This is a genomic window from Paraconexibacter antarcticus (genome assembly GCF_024220175.1).
In the GTDB taxonomy this organism is placed as follows: Bacteria; Actinomycetota; Thermoleophilia; order Solirubrobacterales; family Solirubrobacteraceae; genus Paraconexibacter; species Paraconexibacter antarcticus.
The window spans coordinates 1,441,569-1,455,638 of record NZ_CP098502.1 but is presented as its reverse complement, the minus strand read 5'-3'; the positions used below and the strand labels follow the sequence as shown (position 1 = coordinate 1,455,638).

Genomic DNA, 14,070 nt, shown 5'->3' with positions numbered 1-14,070 from the left:
GTAGAATCCGCGCCATGTCCGACACCGAGCACCGCCTGCCCGAGCGCGACCGTCCGTGGATGATGCGGACGTACGCGGGGCACTCGACCGCGAAGAAGTCCAACGAGCTCTACCGGTCGAACCTGAGCAAGGGCCAGACCGGGCTGTCGATCGCCTTCGACCTGCCGACGCAGACGGGCTACGACGCCGACCACGAGCTCGCGCGCGGCGAGGTCGGCAAGGTCGGGGTGCCGGTCGCCCACAAGGGCGACATGAAGCAGCTGCTCGACGGCATCCCGCTCGACAAGATGAACACGTCGATGACGATCAACGCGACGGCGGCCTGGCTGCTCGCGCTGTACATCGTCACCGCGGAGGACACCGGCGTCGACCAGCAGCTCCTCCAGGGCACGACGCAGAACGACATCATCAAGGAGTTCCTCGCCCGCGGGACCTACGCGTTCCCGCCCGGCCCGTCGATGCGGCTCATCGCGGACATGGTCGCCTACACGGTGACCGAGGTCCCGAAGTGGAACCCGATCAACATCTGCAGCTACCACCTGCAGGAGGCGGGCGCGACGCCGGTCCAGGAGATCGCCTACGCGATGTCCAACGCGATCGCGGTCCTCGACGCCGTCCGCGAGCGCGTCGAGGAGGACCAGATGGGCAGGGTCTTCAGCCGCATCAGCTTCTTCGTGAACGCCGGCGTCCGCTTCGTCGAGGAGCACGCGAAGCTCCGCGCGATGGGCATCCTCTGGGAGGAGCTCGGCCGCGAGCGGTACGGCGTCACGGACGAGAAGCAGCTGCGCTTCCGCTACGGCGTGCAGGTCAACTCGCTCGGCCTCACCGAGTCCCAGCCGGAGAACAACGTCCAGCGCATCGTGCTCGAGGCGCTCGCGGTGACGATGGGCCGCAACGCCCGTGCCCGTGCCGTCCAGCTCCCGGCCTGGAACGAGGCGCTCGGCCTCCCCCGCCCGTGGGACCAGCAGTGGGCGCTGCGGATGCAGCAGGTGCTCGCCTACGAGACCGACCTGCTCGAGTACCCCGACATCTTCGAGGGGTCCGTGGTCATGGACGGCCTCGTGAGCGAGCTGCTCGAGGGCGCCCGCGCCGAGATGGCCGTCGTCGCCGAGCACGGCGGCGCCGTCGCCGGCGTCGACTACATGAAGGCCGCGCTCGTCGACTCCCACCGCGAGCGCATCCACCGCATCGAGGCGGGCGAGCAGATCGTCGTCGGCCTGAACAAGTACACGGAGACCGAGCCGTCGCCGCTGATGGACGAGGAGGGCGGCATCATGACCGTCGACCTCGGCGTCCAGCAGGAGGCGATCGAGGCGCTCGCCGCGTGGCGCGAGAGCCGCGACCAGGCCGCCGTCGACGCCGCCCTCGCCGAGGTGCGGCGCGTCGCCCTCACCGACGAGAACATCATGCAGGCGACGATCGCCGCCGCCCGCGCCGGCGTCACGACCGGCGAATGGTCGCAGGCGCTGCGCGACGCCTTCGGCGAGTACCGCGGCCCGACCGGCGTCGGCGAGGCCGCGGCCGGCGCCGACGACCAGGACATCGAGGCGCTCCGCGAGGAGGTCGACCGCGTGAGCGACGCGCTCGGCCGCCGGCTGAAGATCCTCGTCGGCAAGCCCGGTCTCGACGGCCACTCGAACGGCTCCGAGCAGATCGCCGTGCGCGCCCGCGACGCGGGCATGGACGTCGTCTACGAGGGCATCCGCCTCACGCCCGCGCAGATCACGCAGAGCGCGCTGCAGGAGGGCGTCCACGTCGTCGGCCTCTCGATCCTCAGCGGCTCCCACCGCGAGCTCATCCCGGACATCGTCACGTCGCTGCGCGAGGCGGGCGTCGACGCCCCGGTCGTCGTCGGCGGCATCATCCCCGAGGCCGACGAGCAGCCGCTGAAGGACGCCGGCGTCGCGGCGGTCTACACGCCGAAGGACTTCGACATGCGCCGCATCATGCGGGACATCGTCGCCCTCGTCGCCGAGCACAACGGCATCGCGGACCCCGCGGCGGCCGGCGCGGCCTAGGAGCGTCGGGCACCGATGGCCGCGGCGGGCCCGCCGGACGGCGCCGCGCTCGCGGCGCGCCTGCGCGACGGCGACCTCGCCGCCGCGCCGGCCGTCCTGAACCTCGTCGAGAACCGGGGCGCGGCGGCCCGGCCCCAGATCGCGGCGCTCCTCGGCGGCGTCTCCCCCACCGCGCTCGGCGCGGAGGCGGCCGGGCACGTCATCGGCGTCACGGGCCCGCCCGGCGCGGGCAAGTCGACGCTCCTCAGCACGCTCGTCCGCGAGTGGCGTGGCCAGGACCGCAGCGTCGCGGTCCTCGCCGTCGACCCGTCGTCGCGGCGCAGCGGCGGCTCGCTGCTCGGCGACCGCGCGCGCATCACGTTCGACCCGCACGACGCCGCGACGTTCATCCGCTCGACGGCGGCGGGCACCCGGCTCGGCGGCCTCGCGCCGGCGACCCGGGCCGCCGCCCACGCGCTCGCGATCGCCTTCGACGTCGTCGTCATCGAGACCGTCGGCGTCGGCCAGTCCGAGACCGAGATCAGCGAGGTCGCCGACACCGTCGCGGTCATCGTCCAGCCGGGGTCGGGCGACTCGCTGCAGTTCCTGAAGTCGGGGATCATGGAGATCCCGGACGTCCTCGTCGTCACGAAGGCGGACCTCGGGCAGATCGCGCTGCGGGCGCGGCGCGACCTCGCCGCCGCGCTGCGGTCGGCGGGATCCCGCGACACCGCCGTCGTGGCCGTCAGCGCCGTCGCGTCGCCGCCCGTCGGCATGGCGGAGCTGACGCAGGCACTCGACGCGCATCGCGCGACGCTCGACCTGCCGGCCCGTCGCCTCGCCTCGCGGCGGGCGAGCGCCCTGGCGGACTTCGTCGTCGAGCACGGCGAGCGCGGCCTGCGCGCCGTCGGCGGCCGCCGCGACGCCGGGCGCCTGCTCGCCGCGCAGGACCCCGGCGACGACATCCCGACGCTCGTGGCGGCGCTCGAGGCCGCCGCACCCGGCATCATGGGGACCGCATGAACGCCCACCGCCGCACCGACCTGCTCATCGTGCTCGGCGCCTTCGCCGGGGCGACGCTCGTCGCGCTCGCGGTCGGCGCGACGAACCTCGGCACGGCGATGACCTTCGGCCAGCTCGGCTTCGCCGCGGCGCTCGTCCTCGTGCTCGTCCGGCGCTAGCCCGCCCGGCGCGGGCCGCCGGGCCACCCGGCGCCCGGCCTCGCCTAGAAGAAGCGGAAGCGCGACGCCTTCGCGGCCGCCCGTCGCGAACCGGCCGGATCGTCGAGCGACGCGATGCGCCACTGGCCCGCGATGCGCTCGAGCTTCATCGTGTCGTCCGACGGGGCCTGGCCGACGGCGGTCGTGTGGACCTTCGCGTACGCCACGTTCCCCCGGACGGTCACGCCGTCGATCCGCAGGTCGGCGCCCTTCACGGCGCCGAGGCCCTTCTTGAACGCGAGCTCGCACGGGAGTCCGAGCTCCTCGACATGGTCCGAGAGGGACCGGGCGACGAGGCGCGTGCAGATCAGGCCGTAGTCCTTGTTCGCTGTCGCCCGGCCGAAGCTCTCGACGATCACGCGGACCTGCGCCTCGGGGGTGAGCGCCTTCACCTCGGGCTTGTCGCTCGTGCGCCCGCCGCACCCGGCCAGCAGGATCGCGAGGCAGCCGGCGACGGGGACGGCCCGGCGGGCGCGCGGACGGGCGGGACGGCGAACGACGGTCATCGCGTGCCAGCGTACGTCATCGCAGTAGGCTTGACGCCGTGACCACTTTGCCGCGCACACCCCTGGTCGACGGCCACGGGCGCCTCATCCAGGACGTGCGCGTGTCGGTCACCGACCGCTGCAACTTCCGCTGTCAGTACTGCATGCCCGCCGAGGGCCTGCCGTGGCTCGAGCGCTCGTCGGTCCTGACGTTCGAGGAGATCGAGCGCCTCGTGACGCTGCTCGTCGCGATGGGCGTCCACGACGTGCGCCTCACCGGCGGCGAGCCGCTCGTCCGCCGCGACTTCCCGGCGCTCGCCGCCCGCCTCGCGCGCATCCCCGGGCTCCAGGACCTCAGCGTCACGACGAACGGCTACCTCCTCGCCCGCGACGCGGACGCCCTCGTCGCCGCCGGGGTGCACCGCTTCAACGTCTCGATCGACTCGCTGCAGCGCGACCGCTTCTTCGCGCTCACGCGCCGCGACGCCCTTCCCCAGGTCCTCGAGGGCATCGAGAAGCTCGCCGCCCACCCGCAGGCGCACCCGATCAAGATCAACGCGGTCGCGATGCGCGGGTTCACGGAGGAGGAGGCCCTGCCCTTCGCCCGGTTCGCCCGCGAGTACCCCTACGAGGTGCGGTTCATCGAGTTCATGCCGCTCGACGCCGACCGCAACTGGACCCCGGACAGCGTCCTGTCCGGCGCCGAGATCCGGGCCGCGGTCCACGCCGTCTACCCGCTCGAGGAGGTGCCGCGCGAGCCGTCCGCCACCGCACGCGTGTACCGCTTCGCCGACGGCCAGGGCCAGCTCGGCTTCATCGACCCGGTGAGCGACCCGTTCTGCGGGGACTGCAACCGCATCCGCCTCACCGCCGACGGCAAGCTCCGCACCTGTCTCTTCTCGCACAACGAGACCGACCTGCGCACGCCGCTGCGCGACGGCTCGAGCGACGCCGAGGTCGAGGCGATCATCCGCGCCGCGGTGTGGAAGAAGGAGCTGAAGCACCGGGTGAACGAGCCCGGGTTCGTGCAGCCGCTGCGCTCGATGAGCGCCATCGGCGGCTGACCCGCTTCCGGGTCCGCCCGGACCTGGCGCGCAGCAGTTCATCCAAACGCAAGCCCGCTGCGAAAGCATGCGAGAAGTGCTCGTCCTCGCCTTCTTCGCCCTCATCGCCGGCGCGGGTACGGCCGTCAGCCCGTGCGTGCTGCCGGTCCTCCCCGCGCTGCTCTCCGCCGCGGGCTCCGGCGGCCGCCGCCGGCCGCTCGGGGTCGTCACCGGCCTGACGGTGACCTTCACGGTGACGATCGTCGGGCTGTCGAGCGTCGTCGACGGCGTCGGCCTCGGCGACTCGTTCACCCGTGACATCGCGATCGTCGCGCTGCTCGGGTTCGGCGCCGTCGTGCTCGTGCCGAAGCTCGCCGACCGGGTCGAGGCCCCCCTGTCCCGCCTGGCGCGCTTCGGCCCGCAGCAGACCGGCGACGGCTTCGTCAGCGGGCTCGGCGTCGGCGCGGCGCTCGGCTTCGTCTACGCGCCGTGCGCGGGCCCGATCCTGGCGGCGGTCATCGCGGTCAGCGCCGCCACCGGCAAGACCGTCGTCGTCGGGTTCGCCTACGCGGTCGGCTCCGCGGCGGTGCTCTTCGCCCTCGCGCTCGGCGGCCGCGGGCTCCTGGACCGCGTCCGCCGCGGCGGCCGCGGGGCGCAGGTGCAGCAGGCGCTCGGCGCGGTCATGGTCCTCACGGCGGTCGCGATGGTCTTCTCGCTCGACACGCGCTTCCAGACCGCGATCGCCAACCACCTGCCGAACGCCGTCGTCAACCCGACGGAGGGCCTCGAGAAGTCCTCCGCGGTGAAGAAGCGCCTGGCCGACCTCCGCGGGAAGTCGCGCTTCGAGGTGGCCCAGGAGCGGGCCGACAAGACCGCCTCCGCGACCCCCGTCGCTCTTGCCGCCACCGACGGCGCGGTCACCGGCTCGTCCGACGCGACGCCGACGCCGAGCCAGGCCGGAGCGGGCGGCGGCCCCGGCCTGCCGGGCGTCACGACGCCGAAGCTCGCGAAGCTCGGCGACGCCCCCGACTTCGCCGGTGACGGGCACTGGTTCAACACCGCGGACGGCCGGCCGCTGACGATGGCGTCGCTGCGGGGCAAGGTCGTCCTCATCGACTTCTGGACGTACACCTGCATCAACTGCATCCGCACGCTGCCCTACCTCAAGGCCTGGGACGCGAAGTACCGCAGCAAGGGCCTCGTCATCGTCGGCGTCCACTCCCCCGAGTTCGACTTCGAGAAGAAGACGTCGAACGTCGCCGCGGCGATCAGGCAGAACAAGCTCCGCTACCCCGTCGTGCAGGACAACGACCTGAAGACCTGGAACGCCTGGGGCAACCAGTACTGGCCGGCCGAGTACCTCGTCGACGCCAAGGGCCAGGTGCGCCGCGCGCACTTCGGCGAGGGTGAGTACAAGCAGTCGGAGGCGGCGATCCGCGCCCTCCTCGCCGAACGCGGCGACAAGGACCTCGGCGCCGGCGCGACGGCGACCGGGACGATCTCGGTGTCCAAGGGCCAGATCACCCCCGAGACGTACCTCGGCACCGCGCGGGCCCAGGGCTGGGTCCCCTCCGGGCCGCTCGACGGCCCCCACGACTACCGCGCGGCGACGGGCGCCGACCTGCCGCTCAACAGCTTCTCCTACGGCGGCCAGTGGGCGATCGACAAGGAGTCGGCGACCGCCCGCAGGGCGGCGACGATCGACGTCCACTTCCTCGCGCAGCACGTGTACCTCGTGCTCTCGTCGCGGGGCGGCACCGCCCGGACGGTCGGCGTGACGCTGGACGGCGCGCCGCGCAGCGGCGTCACCGTCACGGGCCAGCGCCTGTACACGATGGTCGACCTCCCCGCCCCCGGGGAGCACGAGCTGCACCTGAAGCTCCCGCCGGGCGTCACCGGCTACGCCTTCACCTTCGGGTAGCCGACGGGCCCGCTCAGCGCTCGCGGGCCGCGAGCAGGGCCTCGGCGCGGCCGACGTCCTCCGGGGTGTTGACGTTGAAGAACGGCGTGGCGTCCTCGAACGGGACGACGGCGGCGCCGAGCCCCATGACGACGTCCTGCGCGCGGGCGTCCTCGCCGCGGGCGCGCAGGCCGGGCAGGGCCGCCGGCCGGTAGAGCGCGCAGAGCACCTGCAGCTGTCTGCCGGTGCGGGGGACGACGGCCGGCGCGCCGGGGGCGAGCGCGGCGGCGACGAGGATCACCCGCAGGGTCGCCGGGTCCAGCAGCGCCAGGTCGGCGGCGCAGACGAGCACCGGGCCCCCGGCCCGCTCGAGGGCGTGGACGACGCCCGCCAGCGGATGGCGGACGCCGTCGGGCTCGTCCACCCGCGTCACGCCCTCCGGCAGCGGCGGCAGCGCCGAGTCCGTGCGGGCGACGACGGCGACCGGTCGCGCGACCCGCGTGACGGCGGCGAGCGCGTGCAGCAGGAGCGGGCGCCCGGCGACCGGGACCGTCGCCTTGTCGCCGCCGATGCGGCGCCCGGCGCCCCCGGCGAGCACGGCGCCGGCGCACGGCAGCGGTGCGGGGTGACGGGGGGCGGCCATCGCCGGCACTCTACGGCCGCGGGCGGGGACGCAGGCACGACTCTATGATCGACAGGGCATGAGCAACGACGAACCCCGTCCCTGGCTGCGCTGTTACCGCTGCTGGTCCCAAGAGCTCGAGGTGCAGGTGCACTACGAGGGGATCCATCGCATCGATCCCGAGACCGGTGAGCGCGCCGAGGTCGTCGACGAGCTCCAGGAGGCGGTCGTCCAGTGCCTGGACTGCATGCACGACCAGCCACACCTCGCGTTCGTCGGCGGCCGCGTCGACCGCATCGAGGACCGCTGGGAGCGGATGGTCGCCGGCACGCCGTGGGTCGCCTCCTGCACCGTGTCCGTCGACGCGGAGGACGTCGAGACGTGCTCCGGTCCGGAGGCGGGCGACGCGCTGAGCTACGCCGCGTTCGGCGAGCACGGCACCCGCGAGTTCTTCACCCATGTCCGCTTCCACAAGCACGAGGAGGACACGATCGTCGTCCACCTCCTCGTCGAGCTCTACGCCCGTTCCGCCGAGGAGGCCGGCGAGGTCCTCATGGAGGCGGCGCGCGGCGCGCTCGCGATCACGTCCCTCGCCGAGGAGTCCCGCCCGCCGGCGGCCACCGGCGGCGGCGGCGGGCACTGAGCTCCGCCCCGTGCCGAGCGGCCACGACCTGACGCCGGCACCGGCCGACCCCGGCGCGCCGCCGCCCCCGCCCGCGCCGTCCCCCGCCGAGGAGGCCCGGACGCTCGTCGCGGGCGCGGCGGTCGGGACGCTCGCGACGCTGTCCGACGACGGCGGGCCGTGGGCGTCGACGGTGACGTACGGGCTCACGCCGCAGGGCTTCCCGGTGCTGCTCGTCTCGACGATGGCCGAGCACGGGCGCAACCTCGCCCGCGACCCGCGTGCCTCGCTGGCGGTCACGGTCGCGACGGGCGCCACCGGCGCCGAGGAGGCGCTCGACGCCGCCCGCGTCACGCTCGCGGGCCGGGTCGTCCGGCCCGAGGGCGCCGCCGCCGACGCCGCGCGGGCCGCGCACGTGGCGGCCGTCCCGAGCGCGGCGGGATACGCCGGCTGGGACGACTTCAGCCTCTGGGTGCTCGAGGTCGAGCGCGTGCGGTGGGTCGGCGGCTTCGCCCGTATGGCCTCGGTCGACGGCGCGGCCTACGCCGCCGCCGAGCCCGACCCGACGGCGCCCGCCGCCGCCGGCGCGATCGTCCACCTGAACGCCGATCACGCCGACGCACTGCTCGACATGGCGCACGGCCTCGCGGGCCGGCCGGACGCGACGGCTGCCCCGTGCGTGCTCATCGACCGCTACGGCCTCGTCCTGCGGGTCGAGGGACCCGCCGGGTCGCGGCCCACCGACGTCCGTCTCGCCTTCGCCGAGGTCGCGACCGCCCCCGGCGACCTGCGCGCCGCGACGGTCGAGCTCACGCACCGCGCCCGCGCTCAGGGGTAGATGCCGCGTCGCGCGCCCGCGTCGGCGACGCGGCGCACCGCGACGGTCAGAGCGGCGGTCCGCAGGTCGACGCCGTGCTCCTCCGAGCCCTCCCAGACCTTGATCGCCGCGGCGCGCATCATGCGGCGCAGGCGCTCCTGGAGCTCGAGGCCGTCCCACGAGTAACGCTGGTGGTCCTGGACCCACTCGAAGTAGCTGACGGTGACGCCGCCGGCGTTCGCCAGCACGTCGGGGACGACGCGGATGCCGCGGCGCGCGAGGATCGCCTCGGCCTCCGGGGTCGTCGGGCCGTTCGCCGCCTCGACGACGAGCCGGCACCGCAGGGCGTCGGCGTTCTTGGAGGTGACCTGGCGCTCGAGGGCGGCGGGGACGAGGACGTCGCACTCGGTCTCGAGGATCTCGGCACGACCGACGGCAGGGGCTCGCGGGTAGCCGGCGAGCGATCCGTGCTCGTCCGACCAGGCGGCGAGGTCTTCGACGTCGAGCCCGTCGGGGTCCACGACGCCCCCCGAGACGTCCCCCACGCCGACGACGGTCGCGCCGATGGCGTGGAGCTCGCGGGCGGCCACGCGGCCGACGTTGCCGAAGCCCTGCACGACGAAGCGCTGGTCACGCAGGACCCAGCCGAGCCGCTCGAGGATCGCCTCGATGACGTAGACGCAGCCGAGGCCCGTGGCGGGCTGCCGGGCCTCGAGGCCGCCGAGGACGACCGGCTTGCCGGTGACGACGGCCGGCACCGCGTAGCCCATCGCCTGCGAGTACGTGTCGTAGAGCCACGCCATCTCGCGCTCGCCGGTGCCCATGTCCGGCGCCGGGATGTCGCGGTCGGGACCGATGACGGGGATGAGCTCGGCCGTGTAGCGGCGCGTGATGCGCTCGAGCTCGCCGGCGCTGAGGGTCGTCGGGTCGCAGCGCACGCCGCCCTTGGCGCCGCCGAACGGCAGCCCGAGCAGCGCGCACTTCCACGTCATCCACATCGCGAGCGCGGCGCACTCGCCGAGCGACACGACCGGGGCGTAGCGGAAGCCGCCCTTCGTCGGACCCATCGTCAGCGTGTGCTGCACGCGGTAGCCGGTGAACTCGCGGACCGACCCGTCGTCCATCCGGATCGGGAAGTTGACGGTCAGCGCGCGGCGCGGCTCGAGGAGGCGCGTGCGGTGCTCGGGGTCGAGATCGAGGACGTCCGCCGTGGCGGCGAACTGGGTGGCGGCGATCCGGTAGAGCTCGCTGACCCACTCGGAGCCTTCGTGGACGCCGGCGACCGCATGCATGTCCAGGGCCATGAGCCGACCCTACCCGCGAGCGTGGGCGCCGGCGTGGCGTCCATGCGTCCAGCCGACCGGCCCCGGCGAGGCCTGAGCGGCCGCGCCGGTCCCTGCCGGTCGCTCGGGCGGCGCCGTGCCGCCCGGGCGATCCGTCGCTAGCCCAGCGCCGCCTTCAGCGCGTCGAGCTGCTTCGTCATCTCGGCGGGAAGGTGGTCGCCGAACTTCGCGAGGAACTCCTCGACCTGCGGGAGCTCGGCCTTGACGGCCTCGGTGTCGACGGCGAGCAGCGCGGCGACCTCCTCGTCGGAGATGTCCAGGCCCTCGGTGTTGAGGGTGCCCGGGGCGGGGACGTTGCCGATCGGGGTCCCGACGGCCTCGACCTCACCGTCGACGCGACGGAAGATCCACTCCAGGACGCGCGAGTTCTCGCCGAACCCGGGCCACAGGAACTTGCCGTTCTCGTCCTTGCGGAACCAGTTGACGTAGAAGATCTTCGGGAGCTTGTCCACGTCGGTCCGCTCGGCCATCGAGAGCCAGTGGCCGATGTAGTCGCCCATGTTGTAGCCGGCGAACGGGAGCTGCGCGAAGGGGTCGAAGCGGAGCTGGCCGACGGTGCCGAAGGCGGCCGCGGTCATCTCCGAGGACATCGTGGCGCCGAGGAACGTCCCGTGCTCCCAGCTTGTGGCCTCGCGGACCAGCGGCACGACGGAGGCGCGGCGGCCGCCGAAGAGGAAGGCGTCGATCGGCACGCCGGTCGGGTCCTCCCACTCGGGGGCGATCGACGGGCACTGGCCGGCGCTCACCGCGAAGCGGGAGTTCGGGTGCGCGGCCGGCACGTCGGACTCGGGGGTCCAGTCGTTGCCGTGCCAGTCGACGAGGTGGGCGGGCTTCTCCTTCGTCATGCCCTCCCACCAGATGTCGCCGTCGTCGGTCAGGGCCGTGTTCGTGAAGACCGTGTTCTCCGTGATGGAGGCCATGGCGTTCGGGTTCGTGTCGTACCCGGTCCCCGGGGCGACGCCGAAGAAGCCGGCCTCCGGGTTGATGGCGTAGAGGCGACCGTCCTCGCCGATCTTCATCCAGGCGATGTCGTCGCCGACGGTCTCGACGGTCCAGCCCTCGAGGGTCGGGACGAGCATGGCGAGGTTCGTCTTGCCGCAGGCGCTCGGGAAGGCGCCGGTCACGAACTTGACCTTGCCCTCGGGCGAGGTGAGCTTGAGGATGAGCATGTGCTCGGCCATCCAGCCCTCGTCGCGGGCGATGACCGACGCGATGCGCAGGGCGAGGCACTTCTTGCCGAGCAGGGCGTTGCCACCGTAGCCCGAGCCGTAGGACCAGATCTCGCGCGTCTCGGGGTAGTGGACGATGTACTTCGTCTCGGCGTTCGTCGGCCAGGCGGTGTCCGCCTCGCCCTCGGCGAGCGGGGCGCCGATCGAGTGCACGCAGGGGACGAACTCGCCGTCCTCGCCGAGGACGTCGAGCGCCTTCTGGCCCATGCGGGTCATGACGCGCATCGAGACGGCGACGTACGGCGAATCCGTGACCTCGACGCCGATGTACGACTTGTCGGAGCCGAGCGGGCCCATCGAGAAGGGCAGGACGTACATCGTGCGGCCGACCATGGCGCCGTCGAACAGGCCGTTCATGACCTCGCGCATCTCGGCGGGCTCGCGCCAGTTGTTCGTCGGGCCGGCCTCCTCGGCGGTAGCGGCGCAGATGAACGTGCGGTCCTCGACGCGGGCGACGTCGGACGGGTCCGACCAGGCGAGGTACGAGTTCGGGCGCTTCGCGTCCGAGAGCCGCTTGAACGTGCCGGCGTCGACGAGGCCCTGACAGAGGGACTCGTACTCCTCGGCGGACCCGTCACACCAGTGGATGGCCTCGGGGCGGGTGAGAGCGGCGATCTCCTCTACCCAGGCCAGCAGCTTGGCGTTCTTCGTGGGGGCGGCGGCGGTCTCGCTCACGTGCATGAACTCCTGTGTGACAGGTCGGTTGATACGGCCATGGGAAAAACGAAGTCCCCGGCGCGTCAGGCGGCCGGGGCGATCGGTGAAGACTATCGGGGCATTGTGCCGGAAGCGTCCCGGCGACTCGAGGCAGCAGACACCTGCCCGGCTCCAGGAGGTTCAACACCAGACGGGCCGTCAGGTGACGCCCGGATGTCCGTCGAAGAGCCTGCACACCGCGGCCCCGGAAGGGCGTGGCGCTGTGGCAGGGTCCTGCCGCACATCGGGGTCGGGGACCCGGGTGGCAGCGAACCCCACCCATCTCGTGGGGGTTCGCTGCCGGTCGGCGGCCGCTCAGGCGCCCGGGTTCTTCTTCGGGACGAGGACGAGGCGCTTGAACTCGGCGACGAGGACGCCGTCCTGGTTGAGGACCTTCGTGTGGACCTTCACGACGCCGCGGTCGGGCTTGGACGCGGAGGCCTTCTTCGAGAGGACCTCCGTCTCGACGAACAGCGTGTCGCCGTGGAAGACCGGGTTCGGGTGCGAGAGCTCCTCGGTCGCGAGGTTCGCGATGGCCTTGCCGGAGATGTCCGACACGCTCATGCCGAGCGCGAGGGAGTAGACGAGCGGCCCGACGACGACGTTGCGCTTCTGCTGGGACTGCGCCGCGTACACGTCGTTGAGGTGCAGCGGGTGGTGGTTCATCGTGATGAGGCAGAAGAGGTGGTCATCGGACTCGGTGACCGTCTTGGCGGGCCAGTGCTTGTAGACCGCGCCCTCCTCGAACTCCTCGAAGTACCGGCCGTAGGCGTGGCCGCCGCTGGCCTCGCGCTCGCGCTGGTCGGTGGTGAAATCGTCGGACATGTGGGTCTCCTGCGTCTCAGGGGGTCAGCTTCGGAAAACGGCGGCGGATTCTAGGTGGAAGCCCGCCTGAGTCGCGGCGTGGCACGGCGACGGGGTGTCAGGCCCAGCGGCGGCGGAGCCGCAGGAACGGCTGCTCGATCCCGAAGTAGCTCACCGCGGTGACGGGGGCGACGATGAGGACGGCGAGCAGGAGCGTGAGCTTGAAGGACATCCCGTCGCCGATCGTGACGAGCGCCCCGCCGACGACCTTCACGTGCGTCCCGGTGAGCGCCTGGATGATCGGCACGTGGACGAGGTAGAGGCTGTAGGAGGCGACGCCGACGACCGCCAGCGGCCGCCACTCGAGCGCCTTCACCGCCGGCCCGGGGCGCAGCGGCAGCACCGCCGCGCCGACGACGAGGAAGCCGGCGAACGGCAGCAGCCGCGCCTGGAAGAGCTGGTCGTGCCTCGCCATCACCGCGTACAGCAGGACGCCCGCGGCGAACCACGCCGTCGACCAGCCGAGGACCGGGAGCCGCAGCCACGAGGGCACCCCGTCCCGTTCGATCCACACCCGCGCGACGGCCATGAGCATGCCGCTCGCGAAGAGGTACATGAGACCCGGCAGCGAGTAGAGGCCGTAGAGGACGCCGAGCGAGTCGCGGGTCTCCACGCCGTGGGCCCGGAGCCGGTAGCTCACCGCCGCGCCCGCGAGCAGCAGGACCGCCGTGAGCCCGAGCGAGCGCCGCGCGACGAACGCGAGCGCGAGGGCCACGAGCGGCAGCACGAGGTAGAAGTGCATCTCGACCTGAAGCGACCAGACCGGCGAGTCGGGCAGCGTGATCGACTGGCCCGAGTAGTTCTGCACGAAGAGCATGAACCGCCACCAGTCGGAGATCTGGCCGCCGAAGGGGCGCACGACGCTGAGCGCGGTGACGACCACGACGTACAGCGGCAGGATCCGCAGCACCCGGTTGCGGGCGTAGTCGGCGAGCTTCACGCGGTCCCGCGTCCCGAGCTGCGCGCGCAGGAACGGCAGGAAGAGCAGGTAGCCCGAGAGCGTGAAGAAGAGGAAGACGCCGAGACCGCCCCCGACGAGGAGCTGGTTCTTCGTCCCCTCGAAGACACCGGGCCGGCTGCCGAACGAGAGCGCGAACGCGTGCCCGACGAAGACGGCGAGGGCCGCGAGCGCACGCAGGGACTCGATGCGGGCGCTCCGCCGCTCCCCTGCCTGCTCGATCCGGTCAGCTGACTCGATCTCCGCCAAGACCGGCAGCCTAACCGCGGGCGCC

Annotated in this window: 13 protein-coding genes; 7 read left to right on the top strand and 6 right to left on the bottom strand. The window is 73.0% G+C overall.

What is annotated here, in order from left to right; genetic code table 11:
- Nucleotides 1-14 precede the first annotated feature (14 nt).
- From NBH00_RS07265 to NBH00_RS07255, 3 genes are read left to right on the top strand one after another with little or no spacing between them, the layout of a single operon-like run.
- A complete protein-coding gene (locus tag NBH00_RS07265) occupies nucleotides 15-2,018 on the top strand; it encodes a protein meaA (RefSeq protein WP_254572678.1) in 2,004 nt (667 codons plus the stop codon).
- Between the two features lie 15 nt (nucleotides 2,019-2,033).
- On the top strand, nucleotides 2,034-3,020 hold the full coding sequence (locus NBH00_RS07260; protein ID WP_254572677.1) for a GTP-binding protein: 987 nt from the start codon (nucleotides 2,034-2,036) through the stop codon (nucleotides 3,018-3,020).
- Entirely contained in the window at nucleotides 3,017-3,178 is a 162-nt protein-coding gene (locus tag NBH00_RS07255; protein ID WP_254572676.1) for a hypothetical protein, read from the top strand. Before NBH00_RS07260 ends, NBH00_RS07255 begins: the two co-directional genes overlap by 4 nt.
- 44 nt (nucleotides 3,179-3,222) lie before the next feature.
- Here the strand turns inward: NBH00_RS07255 and NBH00_RS07250 are convergent, their stop codons facing one another.
- A complete protein-coding gene (locus NBH00_RS07250; RefSeq protein ID WP_254572675.1) occupies nucleotides 3,223-3,723 on the bottom strand; it encodes a nuclear transport factor 2 family protein in 501 nt (166 codons plus the stop codon).
- A gap of 38 nt (nucleotides 3,724-3,761) precedes the next feature.
- Between NBH00_RS07250 and moaA the strand changes: the two genes are divergently transcribed.
- Complete coding sequence (gene moaA, locus NBH00_RS07245; protein WP_254572674.1) at nucleotides 3,762-4,766, top strand: GTP 3',8-cyclase MoaA; 1,005 nt, start codon at nucleotides 3,762-3,764, stop codon at nucleotides 4,764-4,766.
- A 67-nt stretch (nucleotides 4,767-4,833) separates the two neighbouring features.
- Nucleotides 4,834-6,666 (top strand): cytochrome c biogenesis protein DipZ, encoded by a 1,833-nt coding sequence (locus tag NBH00_RS07240; RefSeq protein WP_254572673.1) that lies wholly within the window; start codon nucleotides 4,834-4,836, stop codon nucleotides 6,664-6,666.
- Nucleotides 6,667-6,679: 13 nt separating this feature from the next.
- Here NBH00_RS07240 and mobA read toward each other — a convergent pair whose 3' ends face one another.
- Complete coding sequence (gene mobA, locus NBH00_RS07235; protein WP_254572672.1) at nucleotides 6,680-7,288, bottom strand: molybdenum cofactor guanylyltransferase; 609 nt, start codon at nucleotides 7,286-7,288, stop codon at nucleotides 6,680-6,682.
- A 58-nt stretch (nucleotides 7,289-7,346) separates the two neighbouring features.
- Between mobA and NBH00_RS07230 the strand changes: the two genes are divergently transcribed.
- On the top strand, nucleotides 7,347-7,910 hold the full coding sequence (locus tag NBH00_RS07230) for a hypothetical protein (RefSeq protein ID WP_254572671.1): 564 nt from the start codon (nucleotides 7,347-7,349) through the stop codon (nucleotides 7,908-7,910).
- 10 nt (nucleotides 7,911-7,920) lie between these two features.
- Complete coding sequence (locus tag NBH00_RS07225; RefSeq protein WP_254572670.1) at nucleotides 7,921-8,727, top strand: HugZ family pyridoxamine 5'-phosphate oxidase; 807 nt, start codon at nucleotides 7,921-7,923, stop codon at nucleotides 8,725-8,727.
- Here the strand turns inward: NBH00_RS07225 and NBH00_RS07220 are convergent.
- The 4 genes from NBH00_RS07220 to NBH00_RS07205 all read right to left on the bottom strand — a co-directional run bounded on the left by NBH00_RS07220 (nucleotide 8,718) and on the right by NBH00_RS07205 (nucleotide 14,045).
- Nucleotides 8,718-10,010, bottom strand: coding sequence for a Glu/Leu/Phe/Val family dehydrogenase (locus tag NBH00_RS07220; RefSeq protein WP_254572669.1), 1,293 nt, complete (start codon nucleotides 10,008-10,010; stop codon nucleotides 8,718-8,720). The genes NBH00_RS07225 and NBH00_RS07220 overlap by 10 nt on opposite strands.
- A gap of 137 nt (nucleotides 10,011-10,147) precedes the next feature.
- Nucleotides 10,148-11,959: a phosphoenolpyruvate carboxykinase (GTP) gene (locus tag NBH00_RS07215; RefSeq protein WP_254572668.1), complete on the bottom strand. Its 1,812-nt coding sequence runs from the start codon at nucleotides 11,957-11,959 to the stop codon at nucleotides 10,148-10,150.
- Nucleotides 11,960-12,289: 330 nt separating this feature from the next.
- On the bottom strand, nucleotides 12,290-12,799 hold the full coding sequence (locus NBH00_RS07210) for a MaoC family dehydratase (RefSeq protein WP_254572667.1): 510 nt from the start codon (nucleotides 12,797-12,799) through the stop codon (nucleotides 12,290-12,292).
- A gap of 97 nt (nucleotides 12,800-12,896) precedes the next feature.
- Nucleotides 12,897-14,045, bottom strand: a complete 1,149-nt coding sequence (locus tag NBH00_RS07205; RefSeq protein ID WP_254572666.1) for an acyltransferase family protein — start codon at nucleotides 14,043-14,045, stop codon at nucleotides 12,897-12,899.
- Between the last annotated feature and the right edge of the window lie 25 nt (nucleotides 14,046-14,070).